Consider the following 16,858-nt stretch of genomic DNA (forward strand, 5'->3'; position numbering starts at 1 on the left):
TAAAACCATGTATCTTGGTCCTTTATACAAAAGCCACCCCCCTACTTTGAGCCGTTTTTTTATAGGCCAATATCAGATTGTATAGATAGAAACCACGCCATCCTATCGTCGATATCCTTTATTATGAAAATAGTACTTGTGCTCAGTCACGCAAGGACTAAAATTGAGCGCTTTGATAATAACCAAGCTATTTCATGAAAGTATCTCATTTCCCAATTTCCACCCTCCGCGAAACGCCTGCCGATGCAGAAATTAAAAGTCACCAGTTAATGCTAAAAGCCGGCATGATCAAACGTGTCTCATCAGGTCTATATACATGGGCGCCCTTTGGCCTCAAGGTAATGCGTAAAGTAGAAGAAATCGTTCGTGATGAACTCAATAAAGCGGGGTTAGTAGAATTACTCATGCCAACGGTACAACCGGCAGAGCTGTGGCAAGAGTCTGGTCGATGGGAACAATTTGGCCCTGAATTACTGCGCATGAACGACAGAAAAGGTGCTGAGTTCTGTTACGGTCCAACGCATGAAGAAATTATCACTGATTACGCTCGTAAAGAGTTGAAAAGTTATAAAGAACTTCCTGTGACTTATTATCAGATCCAAACAAAATTCCGTGATGAAGTTCGTCCTCGTTTTGGGGTAATGCGTTCACGTGAGTTCATCATGAAAGACGCATACTCATTCCATACCACACAGGAATCTTTGCAAGAAACTTACGATCAAATTCATGCGGCTTATTCGCGTATTTTTGAACGCATGGGATTAACCTTCAGACCTGTTCTTGCAGACTCTGGCGCGATTGGTGGCAGTACTTCACATGAATTCCATGTGTTGGCTGATTCTGGTGAAGATGCGATAGCATTTTCCGATAAAAGTGATTACGCCGCTAATATCGAACTCGCAGTGGCTCTTCCACCTAAAGGCGAGCGCCCTGAGCCGACTGAAGAAATGCAAACGGTTGATACGCCGGATTCTCACACGATTGATGCGGTATCTGCATTCTTAAATAAACCCGCAGAATCTTCCATCAAGACATTAATTGTCGAAGGTGAAGAAGAAGGCGAAGTCGTTGCAATTCTGATGCAAGGCAATGACCAGTTAAACGAATTAAAAGCCGAGAAAATTGATGGCATTGGTTCACCATTAACGCCAGCTACAGAAGAACAACTGCTTCAGGCTGTTGGCTGTAATGCCGGTTCTATTGGCCCTGTTGGTCTGAAGATCAGAATCTTTGCTGATCATGCCGTTAAGAACATGGCCGATTTTGTCTGTGGTGCGAATGTCGATGATAAACATCACATCGGCGTAAACTGGGGACGCGATTTACCAGAGCCCGAGTATGTCGATGTACGTAACGTTGTGGAAGGCGATCCTAGCCCTGACGGAAAAGGCACGCTCAGTATTCTTCGTGGAATAGAAGTCGGACATATCTTCCAGCTAGGCACTAAATACTCAGAAGCGATGAATGCCACAGTATTAGGTGAAAACGGTAAACCAGAAATAATGACCATGGGTTGTTACGGCATCGGTATTACCCGCGTTGTCGCAGCAAGTATCGAACAAAGTCATGATGATAACGGCATTATCTGGCCAGCAGCATTAGCCCCTTTCCAGTTAAGTATTGTGCCTATTAATTACAATAAATCAGAAGACGTAAAAGCAGAAGCTGATGCCTTGTATGAAGAGTTGATTGCAGCCGGTTACGATGTATTACTGGATGATCGTAATATGCGCCCAGGTGCAATGTTCGCTGATCATGAGCTGATTGGTATTCCACATCGCATTGTTATTTCTGATCGTGGTTTGAAAGAAGGACAGGTTGAGTTTAAATCTCGTACAGATGACGACGCAAATGATGTTCAACGTGCTGATATCATGCAATTTGTTGCGGATAAGTTAAAAGCCTAAATACAAGAAAAAAGTGGCTTGTCTTGGCTCACTAAGAGCCAGACAAGTCCATCATAGATTTCGTAAGAAATTGTCGATGTACAATGCTAAATTTGGATGAGTGGCTTTTATAACCACTTAAGTCACCCCCCTACTTTTAGGCCTTTTTTATATAAACAACAATTTCTTTTGTTTGTTTGTTTAATCAAACCTTAGTAGCTAAACGTTTCTCCACAGGCATTCTGACTAACCAGAAAATACTTGCCAATATAACGCCCACAAAAAGTATCCCGCCAATATTGACCGATTCCCAACCAAACTTGTTTTGAAAAATTCCTGCGGATAATGATGCAATAGTTACCATCGAGAACACCATAAAATCATTCAACGCCTGAGACTTTGCCGTTTCTTCTGGCTTGTAAGTTTCAGTTAACAGTGTTGATGCGCCAATAAACAGAAAGTTCCAGCTGATTCCGAGTGCTACCAAAGCTACCCAAAAATGCCACACCGATGTACCTGATAGGTTTATCAATGTGCAAATCAACGCCAATACTGCTCCTGTTACCATGACTTTAATTACTCCCACCTTTTGAATGATTGTTCCGGTGAAGAAAGAAGGGGCAAACATGGCGAGTACATGCCACTGAATCACAAAAGCGGTTTGATCAAATGCATGTTGATGATGATGCATCGCTAAAGGTGTAGCGGTCATCACATACGTCATAACGCCATATCCCAACATACCGCAGATTACTGCAACAATAAACGTCGGCTGCATGGCAATCTGTTTTAATGGCCGCCCAGTATGTTGCAAATCAACGATAGAAGCTGGCGGTAACTTTATGAAAAATAATACAATAAAAATTAAAACATAAAGTACGGTAACGTAAACAAAGCCGCCCACGAAAGGAATGTTATCGACCATTCCTCTACCAAAGTTAGCCAGATTTGGGCCGATAAAAGCAGCTATAACTCCACCTACCATCACATAAGAAATGGCTTTCGCACGATTACTGACTGCGACAACATCTACCGCAGCGAAACGAAAGTAAGTACCGAATCCGTTAAATACTCCGATAGAAAACGAGGCAACAGCGAACAACCAGAAATTAGTGGTAAATACCGCATACACAGCCAAACAACCGCCTGTAATCCCAAACAAACTACCAAACATAAAACCAGCACGTCTTCCCCATTTACCCATCAGTAATGACGCTGGGATACTGGTTAACATCTGTGCCAGAAACTGTAAAGACAATGGCAAGGTAACCAAGATTTTATCATCTGTTAAGGTCAGACTTACCAAGGCAGATGCCGTTATCAATAACGATGAACCACTCATCAATAAGGCCTGACAAATGGCCAGAAAATACACGGAAAATGGCATTTTATCTGTGCTTATTAGTGCGCTCATAGCTAAAGTTTTTTTCAGAAACGAAGTGCCACACCATAGAGGGTATGCGATACTCCGTCCATTCTATTTTTTCGATATAAGGATTTAATTAAATGGCTGATAACCGTCCTGTGCAACGCGCATTATTAAGTGTTTCCGACAAAACTGGTTTGTTAGAATTTGCCAAAAACCTGCATGCTAAAGGCATCGAGCTTCTTTCTACAGGTGGCACCGCAAAACTACTGGCTGATAATAATGTGCCTGTAATTGAGGTTTCAGACTACACAGGTTTTCCTGAAATGATGGACGGCCGTGTTAAAACGCTACACCCAAAAATACACGGCGGCATTCTCGCTCGCAGAGGCACTGACGATGCTGTTATGAAACAGCATGATATTCCGCCTATCGATCTTATTGTGGTTAACCTATACCCGTTTGCAGAAACGATCGCTAAAGAAGGTTGTAGCTTTGAAGATGCGATTGAAAATATCGATATCGGCGGTCCAACAATGGTTCGTGCCAGCGCAAAAAATCATGCGCATGTCACTATCGTAGTGAATCCATCGGATTACGCGACGGTAGAGAAAGAGCTTGAAGAAAATAACGGAAGTATCTCTAAAGACACTCGTTTCAAGCTAGCCACAAAAGCTTTCGAACACACTGCGGGTTATGATGGCATGATCGCAAACTACTTAGGAAAAATCGTTGAGAATGACGAACCTAAAGGCTTCCCTTCGACGTTTAATGCACAATTCAAATTAGCACAAACAACCCGTTACGGTGAAAATTCACACCAGTCTGCTGCTTTCTATGTTGAAGAAAATCAGCAAGAAGCGAATATCGCTACTGCAAAGCAATTACAAGGTAAGGAACTCTCTTACAATAATATTGCAGATACAGACGCGGCATTAGAATGCGTTAAACAATTCGATTCAGAGGCTGCCTGTGTCATCGTCAAACATGCTAACCCGTGTGGCGTTGCTACTGGAGACAATATTCTGGAAGCGTACGAACGTGCATTTAGCACTGATCCAGAATCAGCCTTTGGTGGCATCATCGCGTTCAACAAAGAATTAGATGAAAAAACGGCAAAAGCAATCATCGAAAAACAATTCGTAGAAGTGATTATTGCTCCACACGTATCAGCGGGAGCTAGCGAAGCCGTTAGCAGCAAAGAAAACGTTCGTTTATTGGAATGTGGTGATTTTGCTGAATCCATTGCACGTTTAGATTTTAAACGCGTTAATGGTGGTTTATTGGTTCAAGATGCAGATTTACAACTTTATGAAAAACTAGAAGTGGTTACTAAACGTAGCCCTAGCGATGAAGAAATGCGTGATCTTCTGTTTGCCTGGAAAATAGCGAAGTTTGTTAAATCTAACGCTATTGTTTATGCAAAGAATCAAATGACGATTGGCGTTGGCGCTGGTCAAATGAGTCGCATAAATTCTGCACGTATTGCAGGAATCAAAGCGGAACATGCAGACTTAACAGTAACAGGCTCTGTAATGGCTTCTGATGCCTTCTTCCCTTTCCGTGATGGTATTGATGCCGCTGCAGAAGCAGGTATTGCTGCTGTTATCCAACCCGGTGGATCTATGCGTGATGCAGAAGTGATTGAAGCTGCCGATGAAGCTGGCATGGCAATGGTATTCACTGGAATGCGCCACTTCAGACATTAATAAAACACTGCTCATAAGTGGGGGGGTGTATTTAAGTTTTGATATAACAATTATCGATAACTGATTGAATTAAAACCCTTTCCAAATCATAAAAAAGCAGAGTTAATACTCTGCTTTTTTATGCCTTAAATTAGCTTTTTTGGTTTAGCTTACTTTACATAAGCTAAATTCAGCCAAGTTAATTAGAGACCAACTTATCGGTCTCGTTTATGCGCGGCTTCGATAGCTTCGGCCATTTCTTTCTCGACCTCAGCATCGAATTCACCGATATCTTCTTCGTTGTGAGTGCCCGCCAACGGATCATTATAGACATCAATATCCAGCTTACCCTCACTTTTAGCGACTACGGTTGATACTGTCGCATCACCCGATACATTCACTGCTGTTCTGATCATATCCATCAGACGATCGACACCTAGGACTAAACCGATACCTTCAACAGGTAAGCCCACCTGGGTAAACACCATGGACAACATGATTAAACCAACACCTGGCACACCGGCTGTTCCTATTGAGGCCAGTACCGACATCAAAATAACCGTTAAGTAACCACCTACACCCAGTTCGACATTATAAACATTAGCGATAAACACGGTGGCTACACCCTGCATAATGGCTGTTCCATCCATATTGATGGTTGCACCAAAGGGAACGGTGAAGGAAGCGACAGAATTATTCACACCAAAACGTTCGGTGACCGTTCTCATGGTAACCGGAATCGTCGCGTTAGAACTTGCCGTACTGAAGGCGAATACCTGAACATTTCTGATCTTCTTCAAGAACATCGCGGGACTCAGCCCTGAGAAAACCTTGAGTACTATCATCAGCGTGATAAACAAATGGAACATTAATGCGCCGACCAATACCAGTACATATCCGGCCAATGACGCGAGTAGATCAAGACCTAAGGTAGCGACTGCTTTTGCAATCAACGCGAATACTGCATAAGGAGCGACTGCCATGACGATGTTAACCATCTTCATCATAATTTCATTCGCAATCTCAGCACCTTCTACAAAAGGTTTGGCTTTTCGACCTACCAACAGCATGCTAATACCCAAGAGAATCGAGAAGAAAATCAACGGCAACATATCACCCTGAGCCATTGATTTAACAGGATTTGTTGGGATGATATCGATTAATACCTGCGTCAATGGTGGAGATTCTTTACCCGTAAAAGCCGCGGCTGAATCTACATTCATGCCTTTACCAATACCGAAGCTAACCGCGATGATGATTGCAGTAGCGATCGCGATTGCCGTAGTCATCATATACAGGGCAAATGATTTACCACCGACGCGACCCAGCATTCTGATATCACCGATACCACACACACCACAAATCAGAGAGAAGAATACCAACGGAACAACGAGCATTTTCAAGGCATTAACGAACATCTTGCCTACGACATGAAACAGTCCATTAACGATATAGGTATCGACAAACGAATTTGAAATCAAACCTGTCAGGTTAAGGACTAACCCCACAAGTATCCCCAAAGCCATGCCCAACAGCACTTTGACCGTCAGACTCATTTTTTTCTTTTCACTCATAAAATTATCTCCATGTTATTAATAATTCCAATCATTTAGTCCTGAAACTGTTGAGTTTTATTATGATTATTTCTTTAATTAACTCGCCTAATACTAAAAAAGTGTAGTACAGAATAATTGGAAAGTGATACAAATTGACTGAAATTTGCCTCATTTACACAAGCCAAAAAACATGTATGGCTAAGTGATTAATTTTAAATAAAATATATTTTCATATTTAGATTAAACTTCTGCAACAAACACTCGTATTACTTGAATTTGCTTGTTACTTGCTAGTTTCTTTGTGAGAATGAGACATTCAAAATAATGGAATAGTTTTTATGTTTATGTCGATTGCACTAGCACTTCATGTATTAGCAGTAGTAGTTTGGGTTGGCGGTATGTTTTTTGCACATCAGGCGTTGCGCCCTGCTGCGGTAGACACTTTAGAACCACCGTTACGCTTAACACTCTGGGTTGCTACCTTTAAACGTTTTTTTCCATGGGTCTGGCTTTGTGTGATTGTCATTCTGGTGACAGGGTTATGGATGATGACGCAATTCCCTAAAGCTATTTATATTCACAGCATGATGGGTTTAGGAATAATCATGATGCTACTCTTCATGCATGTATTTTTTGCACCGTATAATAAATTGAAGAAAGCTGTCGCATCTGAAAGCTGGCCAGAAGGCGGAAAAGCTTTAGGTCAAATCAGAATGTTCGTAGGAATTAATACAGTGATAGGCATTGTTACTATTATTGTTGCTACTGCCGGTAGATACTTCATTTAGTAGTTCTATCTAATCTAGATAATAAAAAGAAAGCCTCCTGCTATGGGGGCTTTTTTATGTCTGTTATTTATTAGCTGTTATTTATTAGCTGTTTTTTATTAGCTGTTATTTATTGAGTGATAACTAATTGGAGGTAATTAATCAGTATCAAATAGGATAGAAATAAAATCTAGCCAGTTTTAGAGGCTGGTTAAACCAATATAAAATTAGGTAGGTTGAAACCAAGTGTTTATGAAAATCTAAGACAAATACCGTAGGAGAGTATTGCACCCCCCTACTTTGAGGCCTTTTTTTTAGTTAGCTTTAATTAGCTTTAGCTAACAATGTAAAGCAGTTAAGACGCTTTGGGCTTGTTATCTGATTTGTTAGCCGTTTTATTCGCTGATTGGTTGCCTGATTTATTACGAGGGTTTTTGCCCTTATAACCACCACCATTGCGAGGCTTTCCAGAGTGTTTCTGGCCAGGTTTGTTACCGTTGTTATTCGGTCGCTGTGGCACACGATCACGGGTAATACGCTTACGTGGTTTCAAATCGTCTGCGAGTAACTCTGCAGTTACACTCGCCATCTCTATCGACATACCGATGTATTCTTCAATTTCTGGCAAGTAGAAGGCAGTATCTTCACAAGCAAAACTATGAGCTTCACCCGATGCACCAGCACGAGCGGTACGACCTATACGATGTACATAATCTTCCGCGATTTGAGGTAGATCATAATTGAACACATGCGACACATCATCAATGTGTAATCCACGCGCAGCTACATCCGTAGCTATCAATACCTGATGCTTACCCGCTGCAAATTCTTTTAACAGACTCTGGCGTTTGTTCTGGCGTACATCACCCGAAATAAGCACGGCTTGAATGTCATTGCCGCGCAAGTAGTCATCAATGGTTTCAGCATTACGTTTGGTATTTACAAAAACAATCGCACGCTCTGGTTTCAACTTTTGAATCAAACCAATCAACAGTGGGATTTTTTCATCGTTAGATGGATAGTAAACATACTGCGCAATTTTCTTGGTATTAACTGCTTCGGCTTTGATTTCCAGTTTTTCAGGCTGGTTCATGTGCTCGTAGGACAATTCCATGACACGATGCGATAAGGTGGCAGAAAACATCATGCTGAGTCTTTTGCCTGGATCTGGTAAACGTCTTAATAAAAAGCGAATATCCTGAATAAAACCAAGATCAAGCATGCGGTCGGCTTCATCAAGGACTAAGCCCTGACACTCGTGCAGGCTGAATACTTTTTTCTTCCAGTAATCAATAATTCGACCAGGTGTTCCAATCAGAACATCAACACCTGCTTCTATGGCTTTTTGTTGTTGATCGTAACCGGTTCCACCGTAGGCTAAGGCAATTTTTAATTCGGTATTTTTGCTCAGCTTTTCAGCATCTTTGGCAATCTGAATCGCGAGTTCGCGGGTTGGAGCGAGTATTACAAAGCGCACTTGAGATTGGTTGCGCTTATTCTTATTCGGTTTTGGGTGTTTGATTAAATGTTGAAACGCAGCTAATAAAAACGCCGCTGTCTTGCCGGTTCCTGTTTGTGCCTGACCGGCGATGTCTCTGCCTTCGAGACTGATTGGCAATGTTTTAGCCTGAATGGGTGTACAAAATTCAAAGCCCATTTCAGTGATTGCTGACTTTAACTCTGGCAGTAATGGCAAATCGGCAAATTTGACATCACTTAAATGTGTTTGGTGTAATTCTACTGTTTCTTCTTTTGTCGTATTATTCATTTATTATTTCTATGTTATGAAAGCTCTAATCGACATGATCTGAACTTTCCTTATGCGAGCCATGATAATTGCATAGCTTCCAGCACGGGTTTAGTGTCCGGCATCTTTGTGCGCCAGATTGAAAATGACTCAGCGGCTTGCTCTACTAACATCCCCAGCCCGTTCATTACTTTAGTAGCACCTTGATCTTCGCACCAAAATTCAAATGCAGTTGGTCTACCTCCGTACATCATATCATAACAATGCACGCCTGACGCTAAACAGCTTTCAGGGATCGGTGGCATGATGCCTTGAAGGCTAGCCGCTGTGCCATTGATGATTAAATCGTATTCGCCTTCGATGTCATTAAAGCCGCCACCCGCTAATTCACATACTGGAGAGTTCTGCTGTGCCAGTTCCTGCATATCAGCGACTAATTCTGTGGCGCGTTCCGGGGTGCGATTAGCGATAAATATTTGACTCGGTAATTGCATTAATAACGGTTGCAGAATACCTCTGACTGCACCACCTGCCCCTAGAATTAAAATGCGTTTGCCCTGTATCTGGCTGTGATGATTTTCTACCAGATCACGAACCAAGCCGATTCCATCGGTATTAGTACCGTAAATGCTGCCATCTTCTCTAAATACCAGGGTATTTACTGCTCCCGCTTTTTTGGCATAATCACTTAATTCATCTGCCAATTCCCACGCTTCCTGTTTGAAGGGTACGGTTACATTTAAACCCATACCTCCGCCTTTACGAAAAGCTTCAACCGTTTCTTTGAATTCATCTGTAGGAGATAACAGCGCTTCATACATGATATCTTCGTCCGCTTGTTGCGCGAACATCTGATGAATCTGCGGTGATTTACTGTGGGCGATAGGGTTACCGATAACGGCGTATTTATCCATTTGTGTGAATCCTGTGCGTTTATCTCTTATCCATCAAACATTATTGAGATAATACACCCCACCACTTTCTAAAATAATGCCTATAAGTGGGGGGGTGCCTTTGAATTAAGTGGGTATTTATTTTGGCTTACTGTAACTACAATATGGCGCTATTTAAGCTTTCTTCAACCAGCGGGCAACATCTTTAGCGAAGTAGGTCAAAATTCCATCTGCGCCGGCACGTTTCATTCCAAGTAATGCTTCCATGACTACCGCTTCTTCATCCAGCCAACCATTTATAGTCGCGGCTTTTAACATCGCGTATTCGCCACTGACCTGATACACATACGTCGGTGCTTTGAATTCATCTTTAACACGGCGCACGATATCCAGATAAGGCATGCCTGGCTTTATCATCACCATATCAGCACCTTCCTGTAAGTCTAACGCAACTTCATAGAGCGCTTCATCGCTATTCGCAGGGTCTTGCTGGTAACTGTATTTATTGCCGCTACCGAGATTACCTGATGAACCGACAGCATCTCTGAAAGGCCCATAAAAAGCAGATGCGTATTTGGCGGAATAGGCAAGAATACGAGTATTAATATGACCTGCCGCTTCCAATGCTTCACGTATTGAGCCAATGCGTCCATCCATCATATCTGAGGGAGCCACAACATCAGCACCTGCATCGGCATGGGACACCGCTTGTTTGACTAAGACTTCAACCGTCTCTTCATTCATGATGTAGCCTTCATCATTCATCAAACCGTCCTGACCATGTGATGTAAACGGATCAAGCGCGACATCGGTAATTACACCTAACTCTGGGGCTGCCGCTTTGATGGCGCGAATAGCACGTTGCGCCAATCCATCAGGATTGTATGCTTCTTCCGCTAAATCCGATTTTTTGCTGTCGCCGGCTACAGGGAAAATTGCCATCGCAGGGATGCCTAATTCAGCCACCTGCTTCGCTTCTTCAGCGAGTATATCCAAGGTTATACGATCAACACCTGGCATTGATGCTACAGCTTCTCGAGTGTTTTCACCCTCAATAACAAATATAGGATAAATCAGGTCATCAGTAGTTAGTGTATTTTCGCGCATCAAGCGACGAGAGAAATCATCACGACGCATACGACGCATTCTAGAATGAGGGAATGAACCAGTGGTTATTGGCATAGTAAAATCTTCCAGCTTATTGATTAAATCAATTAGATTTTATTAACTTTTACAGTGTTACAAAGTAAATCATCTAGGCAAAAGTTAATGAATTAAATGAGTAGCAAATTTAGTGAACGGTCTGAGATATTTCGTAGTCCATAAGGTCTTCAGAATCTTCTAATAAATCTTCATCAGTATATTCAGATTCAGAAATATATGAGGCATGGTGCATCATTAATCTCCAACCGTTTTCCTGTTCAACATAGACGTTGGTTGCCAGAACTTCTGAAAACTCGGTTTCTATATCGTCACTATCAGCAAATATTTCAGTGACCAAATGCACGGCAACGCCGTTCGAATTTGTACGATTCATGACTTCTACTTTTATTACAGAACCTGAGATTGCATGTAATATTTGATTCCAGCTTTCAATCACGTCCTCTCTGCCAACTAGAGGTACGGATGATGGGTGAATACAGCTGACATTATCATCGGCTATTAACGCTTCCATCAAATCTTTATCACCCATTTCAAAGGCGGAGTAAAATGCAGCTTCGGCTTCATCAGCCGTGGCAAAATAGTATTCTGAGTTATCTTTTTTCATAGCCGAATGATACATCAAAGTTCCTTAAAGCATAAGGAAACTCTACTGTACCAACGCTAAATTTATGACGAATTTAGCACCCGGGTAATCATCTCCGGCAGTATCTTCATTCTTAATTGTGCCATTCGAGGCTTTCAGAATAGATTCGATAATACCTAAACCCAAACCAGTGCCTCCGGTTTCTCGCTTGGTGGTAAAGAAGGGGGTGAAAATGCGCTTACGGTTAGCCTCTGAGATACCTTTGCCATCATCAATAAATGCGATGGATAGTCGATCTTTTTCTTCAGTGATTTGTATCGCTATTTTACTCGAGCCATGCTGCAAACTATTATCGACCAGATTACTGATCACACTTTGCAGGGCAGATTTGCCGATAGCCACTTGTCTATCCATCTCCATTTTACTGTAGATAAATTCAATTTTTTCATCAGCATAGCGCGATTCAATGGCTTTCATAGATTCCAGCAAGTTGCTCGAGTCCGCACTGCCTTGTAGCGAATCTGCCCTTGCCTGTTCTAACAAACGATTAACCAGACGCTTCAGACGTTCCGTATCATCCTGTAGGTTATTGATAAAACGCTGATGCTGTTCCTTTGGCATGTCATCGCCGTGTTCTTGCAACAACTCCAAAGAACCCTGCATCGACGTGAGCGGTGTTTTGAACTCATGCGACACATGTGAAGCAAATTGCTGAATATATTGCGAACGTTCGTGTAATGTTTGTGACATTTTGGCGAAACTATTCGACAACTTTGAAAGCTCATAGGTACCGGGTTGTTTTAATACTTCAACCGTTTCACTTTCTCCACTGGTTACTTTTTGTGTTTGTTCGATTAATTCTCGAATAGGACGCGATAACCGCGATGAAATAAAGAGAACGATCAAGCCCGTTAAACCGAGCAACACCAAGGACAACAAGATGACTTTTTCTTTAATGCTGTACAAGTGTTTGAGGATATTCTGCGGCGTTCGAGAAAGATAGACCACCCCATACACTTGCCCCTGATCAATAATCGGAAAAGCCGTAAATACGCGAATACCTGTGCCACGACTTAAAGAAGCAATCGACGGTGGTGGCTCATCAGAAATACGCTCACGCAGTACCGCAGCATATTCACCTTTTAATGCTTGTTGGACTTCAGGAATATCCGCCAGCGACATACCTATTTCACTGCGTCCAGCTACCACCAACCCCTGATTATCCAGAATTCGCATTCCAGCCAAAGTGACTTTTTGTGTACTGAGTAGAATATTTTGCATACGCTCACCCGCAATTTGTGCAGGACTAAGATCAGTGTCTTCAAAACTACTTAACACTAATCTGGCTTGAGGACGGCGCGGTAATATTTTTTGTTTAGATAGATCGAGTTGTGGCTCTACAGGTGTGTAGACACCATTGTCCTGAGGATTATTATGCCCAATAAACTCACGATACAGCGAAGAGAAAACAGCAGATTGAGTGATTAATTCTACCTCGGTTTTTTGCACTAATACATTTTCGTAAAACCGAAAGAAGTACAAACTCCCTAATGGCAACAGTAATACCGAGAGCATCACCATCAGCAAGATGGTGCGTAGTCGGAAGAGTTTTCTCACCCGTTGTTTAGCGTCTATTCGCATTAATTGACTATTCTTAGAGCGACTTTATTCACAAGCACTCAAACGATAACCCACACCGTGTTGAGTCTCGATAATTTTATGACAACCCACCTCAGAGAATTTAGAGCGGATATGGCGGATATGACTATCAATCGTGCGATCACTGACAAACACATTGTATTGATACGAACCCTGCATTATGGCATCGCGACTGAAAACGCGTTTTGGCTGTTTTAGCATTTGTGCCAGCATCGCAAATTCTGTTGCGGTCAATGAAACCGCGGTTTTATCCCACCATAGAGCGTGTTGTTCCGTGTCTAATACCAGCTTACCGTGAGTCAGCGTTTTATCATCGGTTTGAACTTGAGGCTGGATAGCCTGCGTTCGTTTAAGTATCACATTAATTCTGGCAACCAATTCACGTGGGCTAAAAGGTTTGGTGACGTAATCATCACCGCCAATTTCCAGACCAAGAATACGATCTATCTCTTCATCCCGTGAGGATAAAAACAAGATAGGGACTTCAGAGGTTTTACGAATCTCCCGGCAACATTCAAGGCCATCCATTTCTGGCATATTGATATCCAGCACGATCAAATCAGCCGGAGAATCGGTATAACTTTGTAGTGCCTGTCTGCCATCGTTTGCCGTAGTCACAAACATTTCAGCCTTTTCCAGCGCAAATGTAATTACTTCGCGAATATGTGGATCATCATCTACAACCAATATTTTTTTCTGAGTCATTGTTTATATATTCAATTAAGTAAAGTTTTTCTGGCTTAAAATTATTGCTTAAAATTCGTATTTAGTATCAGCGCCTACAAACGCAAATATTCATCAGGGTTAACGAAAAACGTGCGCTTCCAGGCTTGCCTCTGTTTTGCATCATACTTCCAGACCTGAGGATACATGCTTTTAATCGAATAGTGTAAATGAGGCGATTTACCGGCAGCATTTCCTGACGTACCCACCGAACCGATTTGCTGACCCGCATCGACAAAACCAAATCGTCTTTTGGAGCTGTCTTTTAAATGTGCGTAATAATGAAAACGCCATTTTGGACCCAGCATAAACACCACATTGCCACCCATGGAAATTTTACCGTTGTATAGGATAAAACCACCTGTAGATGCTTTGACTGGTGTTCCTTCTTTAGCGAAGATATCAATGCCTTTATGTGTTCTGGATTTACCCCATGGGTAATACCAAAAAGATTCGGAATTCCAATCCTTTGGCGACGCATTCTCGACGGGTATCTTGCGTTGCTCTGGCAACACAAAGCCAAAGCTGAATATAACAAGTAGCATGATAAAGATTTTATTGATCAGTGAAAAGTTCATGCTGTTAGTAAAACACCATGAATTGCATATATAGCGAATGAAATGTGCAGATATGGTGCAAATCACAGCTCGATCTATTCACCGCGAAGAGAGCTTAGGATATGATAACCTAAAGATTTACTAAATTTCATCTAGGTTATATAGGCATTATTTAAGCAATTTCAACAACACCAAATTCAGATTTAACATTGCACATCGACAATTCCTTACGGAATTTACGATGGACTTTTCTGGCTCTTGGTGAGCCTAGAAAAGCCACCCCCCTACTTATGAGCACTTTTTTATGAGTACAAATACATCATCAAACACAAATAATCTATCTGATTATAAAATAGGTTTTATCGGTTTAGGTCTTATGGGTAAACCCATGTGTTTAAATCTACAAAAGGCTGGTGCAGAACTTATCGTTCACAATCGAAGCCAGCAAGTGGTTCATGAGCTTAGCCAGCAATCTAACATTACCGCAGCTAAATCTTCTGCTGACGTAGCTTCACAAACTAACATCATCATATTAATGCTTTCAGATACTAATGCTCTTGAGACAGTAATTTTTGGTGACAATGGTTTATTTGATTCTCTGCAAAAAGGTTCTTTAGTCATTGATATGGGCACATCTGCCGTTACTAAAACACGCGCATTTGCAGAAAAACTTAAAACGATTGGCATTGACTACATTGATGCACCCGTATCAGGTGGGGAGCTCGGCGCGATAAACGCCAGCTTAGTCATAATGGCAGGAGGTTCTGATGTATCTATCGAAAAGGCTAAACCGATCTTTGATGTATTAGGTAGTTCACTGGTACACATCGGTGATGTTGGAACAGGTCAGATAACTAAAGCCGCCAATCAGGTTATCGTAGGCTTAAATATAGGCGCTGTTGCAGAAGCGCTAACCTTAGCCAAACAAGCTGGCGCGGATGTAGCAAAAGTACGTGAAGCTTTGATGGGTGGTTTTGCTGCATCACGAGTATTAGAACTACACGGTCAGCGTATGATTGATGAAACATTCAAACCTGGTGGAAAAATCACCACACAGCACAAAGATCTGACACAAGCCTTAGAATTAGCGGCTGAATACGATCAATCATTACCCGCTACAAAATTAAACCGATCGTTGTATCAAAATCTTATTAATGATGGCAAAGGCGAGCTAGATCATAGCGCCTTATTTTTAGCTTACAAACAATCGAGGTTGCTTCAAAATGATGACTAATAAACCGATCGTTCTAGTAACGAGAGAACTCCCAAAAGCTGTTGAAGAGCGTTTAACAAGAGATTTTGATGCTCGTTTAAATGCAGATGATAAAATATATTCAAGTGAGGAACTCATTGAGTTAGCTGCAGGGGTGACAGCAATCATTCCATGCCATACCGAAAAGCTTAGCGCTGAAGTTATCCAGCAACTGCCAGATAGTGTTAAGGCCATCTGTAGCTTTTCTGTCGGTTATGATCATATTGACCTTCAAGCTGCAAAAGCCAGAAATATTATCGTTACAAATACCCCCGATGTATTAAATGATGCAACTGCAGAAATATCAATGTTGCTTTTACTGGGCGCTGCTCGAAGAGCTTATGAAGGCGAAAATCAGATACGTACAGATAGCTGGGCAGACTGGGGAGCTACTTTTCAATTAGGCAAACAGGTTACAGGTAAGAAACTAGGTATTCTAGGTATGGGACGGGTTGGACAAATCATGGCGAGGCGCGCTCGAGGTTTTGACATGGAGATTCATTACTTCAACCGTAAACGTTTAGCACCAGAACTAGAATTAGGCGCAATTTATCATGATAGTGTGGAAGCGCTTCTGCCACATTGTGAATTTTTATCCATCCATTGCCCTGCGACACCCGAAACTCATCATTTGATTAATGCCGAACGCATAGCACTTCTTCCAGATAATTCAGTTGTTATTAATACCGCTCGTGGTGCAGTGGTTGATGATGATGCATTAATATCAGCACTTAGATCAGGAAAATTATTTTCAGCCGGACTGGATGTTTTTAATAACGAACCAAATATTGATCCTCGTTATAAAGAATTGGATAACACTTTCTTATTACCTCACATTGGAAGTGCCACAGAAGAAACCAGAGATCAGATGGGGTTTCGTGCCCTGGATAACCTCGACGCAATAATCGCAGGCGAAGAGCCAAAAGATAGGCTTATATAGCCATTAAAAAATATTCAAGTGTTTATTAATGCTTTGCATTAATAATTCTGATTTTTTAAAAAAACTAAACTATATTC

14 protein-coding genes are annotated in these 16,858 nt (G+C 41.7%); 5 read left to right on the top strand and 9 right to left on the bottom strand.

Features of this window, described 5'->3' with window-relative positions:
* Positions 1 to 194 precede the first annotated feature (194 nt).
* Positions 195 to 1,907, top strand: coding sequence for a proline--tRNA ligase (locus EV695_RS07900; RefSeq protein WP_131905402.1), 1,713 nt, complete (start codon positions 195 to 197; stop codon positions 1,905 to 1,907).
* Between the two features lie 184 nt (positions 1,908 to 2,091).
* Here EV695_RS07900 and EV695_RS07905 read toward each other — a convergent pair whose 3' ends face one another.
* A complete protein-coding gene (locus EV695_RS07905; RefSeq protein WP_131905403.1) occupies positions 2,092 to 3,300 on the bottom strand; it encodes an MFS transporter in 1,209 nt (402 codons plus the stop codon).
* A gap of 92 nt (positions 3,301 to 3,392) precedes the next feature.
* On the opposite strand from EV695_RS07905, the gene purH reads away from it, so the two are divergent.
* Positions 3,393 to 4,961 carry a bifunctional phosphoribosylaminoimidazolecarboxamide formyltransferase/IMP cyclohydrolase gene (gene purH, locus EV695_RS07910; protein WP_131905404.1) on the top strand — a complete coding sequence of 523 codons (1,569 nt, stop codon included), beginning with the start codon at positions 3,393 to 3,395 and terminating at the stop codon, positions 4,959 to 4,961.
* A 194-nt stretch (positions 4,962 to 5,155) separates the two neighbouring features.
* Here purH and EV695_RS07915 read toward each other — a convergent pair whose 3' ends face one another.
* Positions 5,156 to 6,514 (bottom strand): dicarboxylate/amino acid:cation symporter, encoded by a 1,359-nt coding sequence (locus EV695_RS07915; RefSeq protein ID WP_165874652.1) that lies wholly within the window; start codon positions 6,512 to 6,514, stop codon positions 5,156 to 5,158.
* Between the two features lie 326 nt (positions 6,515 to 6,840).
* Here EV695_RS07915 and EV695_RS07920 point away from each other — a divergent pair, with 326 nt between their 5' ends.
* The gene (locus tag EV695_RS07920; RefSeq protein WP_131905405.1) at positions 6,841 to 7,284 is read left to right on the top strand and encodes a CopD family protein; all 444 of its coding nucleotides are present in this window, start codon (positions 6,841 to 6,843) and stop codon (positions 7,282 to 7,284) included.
* 334 nt (positions 7,285 to 7,618) lie between these two features.
* Here EV695_RS07920 and EV695_RS07925 read toward each other — a convergent pair whose 3' ends face one another.
* From EV695_RS07925 to EV695_RS07955, 7 genes are all read right to left on the bottom strand, one after another.
* Entirely contained in the window at positions 7,619 to 9,031 is a 1,413-nt protein-coding gene (locus EV695_RS07925) for a DEAD/DEAH box helicase (RefSeq protein WP_131905406.1), read from the bottom strand.
* A gap of 50 nt (positions 9,032 to 9,081) precedes the next feature.
* Complete coding sequence (aroE, locus tag EV695_RS07930; RefSeq protein ID WP_131905407.1) at positions 9,082 to 9,924, bottom strand: shikimate dehydrogenase; 843 nt, start codon at positions 9,922 to 9,924, stop codon at positions 9,082 to 9,084.
* 153 nt (positions 9,925 to 10,077) lie between these two features.
* Positions 10,078 to 11,085: a porphobilinogen synthase gene (gene hemB / locus EV695_RS07935; protein ID WP_131905408.1), complete on the bottom strand. Its 1,008-nt coding sequence runs from the start codon at positions 11,083 to 11,085 to the stop codon at positions 10,078 to 10,080.
* A 109-nt stretch (positions 11,086 to 11,194) separates the two neighbouring features.
* Positions 11,195 to 11,686: a nuclear transport factor 2 family protein gene (locus EV695_RS07940; RefSeq protein WP_131905409.1), complete on the bottom strand. Its 492-nt coding sequence runs from the start codon at positions 11,684 to 11,686 to the stop codon at positions 11,195 to 11,197.
* A gap of 27 nt (positions 11,687 to 11,713) precedes the next feature.
* On the bottom strand, positions 11,714 to 13,291 hold the full coding sequence (locus tag EV695_RS07945; RefSeq protein ID WP_131905410.1) for a sensor histidine kinase: 1,578 nt from the start codon (positions 13,289 to 13,291) through the stop codon (positions 11,714 to 11,716).
* Positions 13,292 to 13,315: 24 nt separating this feature from the next.
* Entirely contained in the window at positions 13,316 to 14,014 is a 699-nt protein-coding gene (locus EV695_RS07950; protein ID WP_131905411.1) for a response regulator transcription factor, read from the bottom strand.
* Positions 14,015 to 14,088: 74 nt separating this feature from the next.
* The gene (locus tag EV695_RS07955) at positions 14,089 to 14,610 is read right to left on the bottom strand and encodes a M23 family metallopeptidase (protein WP_131905412.1); all 522 of its coding nucleotides are present in this window, start codon (positions 14,608 to 14,610) and stop codon (positions 14,089 to 14,091) included.
* A 283-nt stretch (positions 14,611 to 14,893) separates the two neighbouring features.
* Between EV695_RS07955 and EV695_RS07960 the strand changes: the two genes are divergently transcribed.
* Positions 14,894 to 15,823, top strand: coding sequence for an NAD(P)-dependent oxidoreductase (locus EV695_RS07960; protein ID WP_131905413.1), 930 nt, complete (start codon positions 14,894 to 14,896; stop codon positions 15,821 to 15,823).
* Positions 15,813 to 16,781, top strand: a complete 969-nt coding sequence (locus tag EV695_RS07965) for a 2-hydroxyacid dehydrogenase (protein WP_207907008.1) — start codon at positions 15,813 to 15,815, stop codon at positions 16,779 to 16,781. Before EV695_RS07960 ends, EV695_RS07965 begins: the two co-directional genes overlap by 11 nt.
* The last annotated feature ends 77 nt before the right edge of the window (positions 16,782 to 16,858 follow it).

Origin of the sequence: Cocleimonas flava, assembly GCF_004339015.1 — a bacterium.
GTDB classification, from domain to species: domain Bacteria; phylum Pseudomonadota; class Gammaproteobacteria; order Thiotrichales; family Thiotrichaceae; genus Cocleimonas; species Cocleimonas flava.

Coding starts and splice junctions, on each gene's coding strand:
- hemB (WP_131905408.1), bottom strand. CDS start 11,085: ATGCCAATAACCACTGGTTCATTCCCTCATTCTAGAATGCGTCGTATG.
- purH (WP_131905404.1), top strand. CDS start 3,393: ATGGCTGATAACCGTCCTGTGCAACGCGCATTATTAAGTGTTTCCGAC.
- EV695_RS07945 (WP_131905410.1), bottom strand. CDS start 13,291: ATGCGAATAGACGCTAAACAACGGGTGAGAAAACTCTTCCGACTACGC.
- EV695_RS07900 (WP_131905402.1), top strand. CDS start 195: ATGAAAGTATCTCATTTCCCAATTTCCACCCTCCGCGAAACGCCTGCC.
- EV695_RS07965 (WP_207907008.1), top strand. CDS start 15,813: ATGATGACTAATAAACCGATCGTTCTAGTAACGAGAGAACTCCCAAAA.
- EV695_RS07955 (WP_131905412.1), bottom strand. CDS start 14,610: ATGAACTTTTCACTGATCAATAAAATCTTTATCATGCTACTTGTTATA.
- EV695_RS07915 (WP_165874652.1), bottom strand. CDS start 6,514: ATGAGTGAAAAGAAAAAAATGAGTCTGACGGTCAAAGTGCTGTTGGGC.
- EV695_RS07925 (WP_131905406.1), bottom strand. CDS start 9,031: ATGAATAATACGACAAAAGAAGAAACAGTAGAATTACACCAAACACAT.
- EV695_RS07940 (WP_131905409.1), bottom strand. CDS start 11,686: ATGTATCATTCGGCTATGAAAAAAGATAACTCAGAATACTATTTTGCC.
- EV695_RS07950 (WP_131905411.1), bottom strand. CDS start 14,014: ATGACTCAGAAAAAAATATTGGTTGTAGATGATGATCCACATATTCGC.
- EV695_RS07905 (WP_131905403.1), bottom strand. CDS start 3,300: ATGAGCGCACTAATAAGCACAGATAAAATGCCATTTTCCGTGTATTTT.
- aroE (WP_131905407.1), bottom strand. CDS start 9,924: ATGGATAAATACGCCGTTATCGGTAACCCTATCGCCCACAGTAAATCA.
- EV695_RS07920 (WP_131905405.1), top strand. CDS start 6,841: ATGTCGATTGCACTAGCACTTCATGTATTAGCAGTAGTAGTTTGGGTT.
- EV695_RS07960 (WP_131905413.1), top strand. CDS start 14,894: ATGAGTACAAATACATCATCAAACACAAATAATCTATCTGATTATAAA.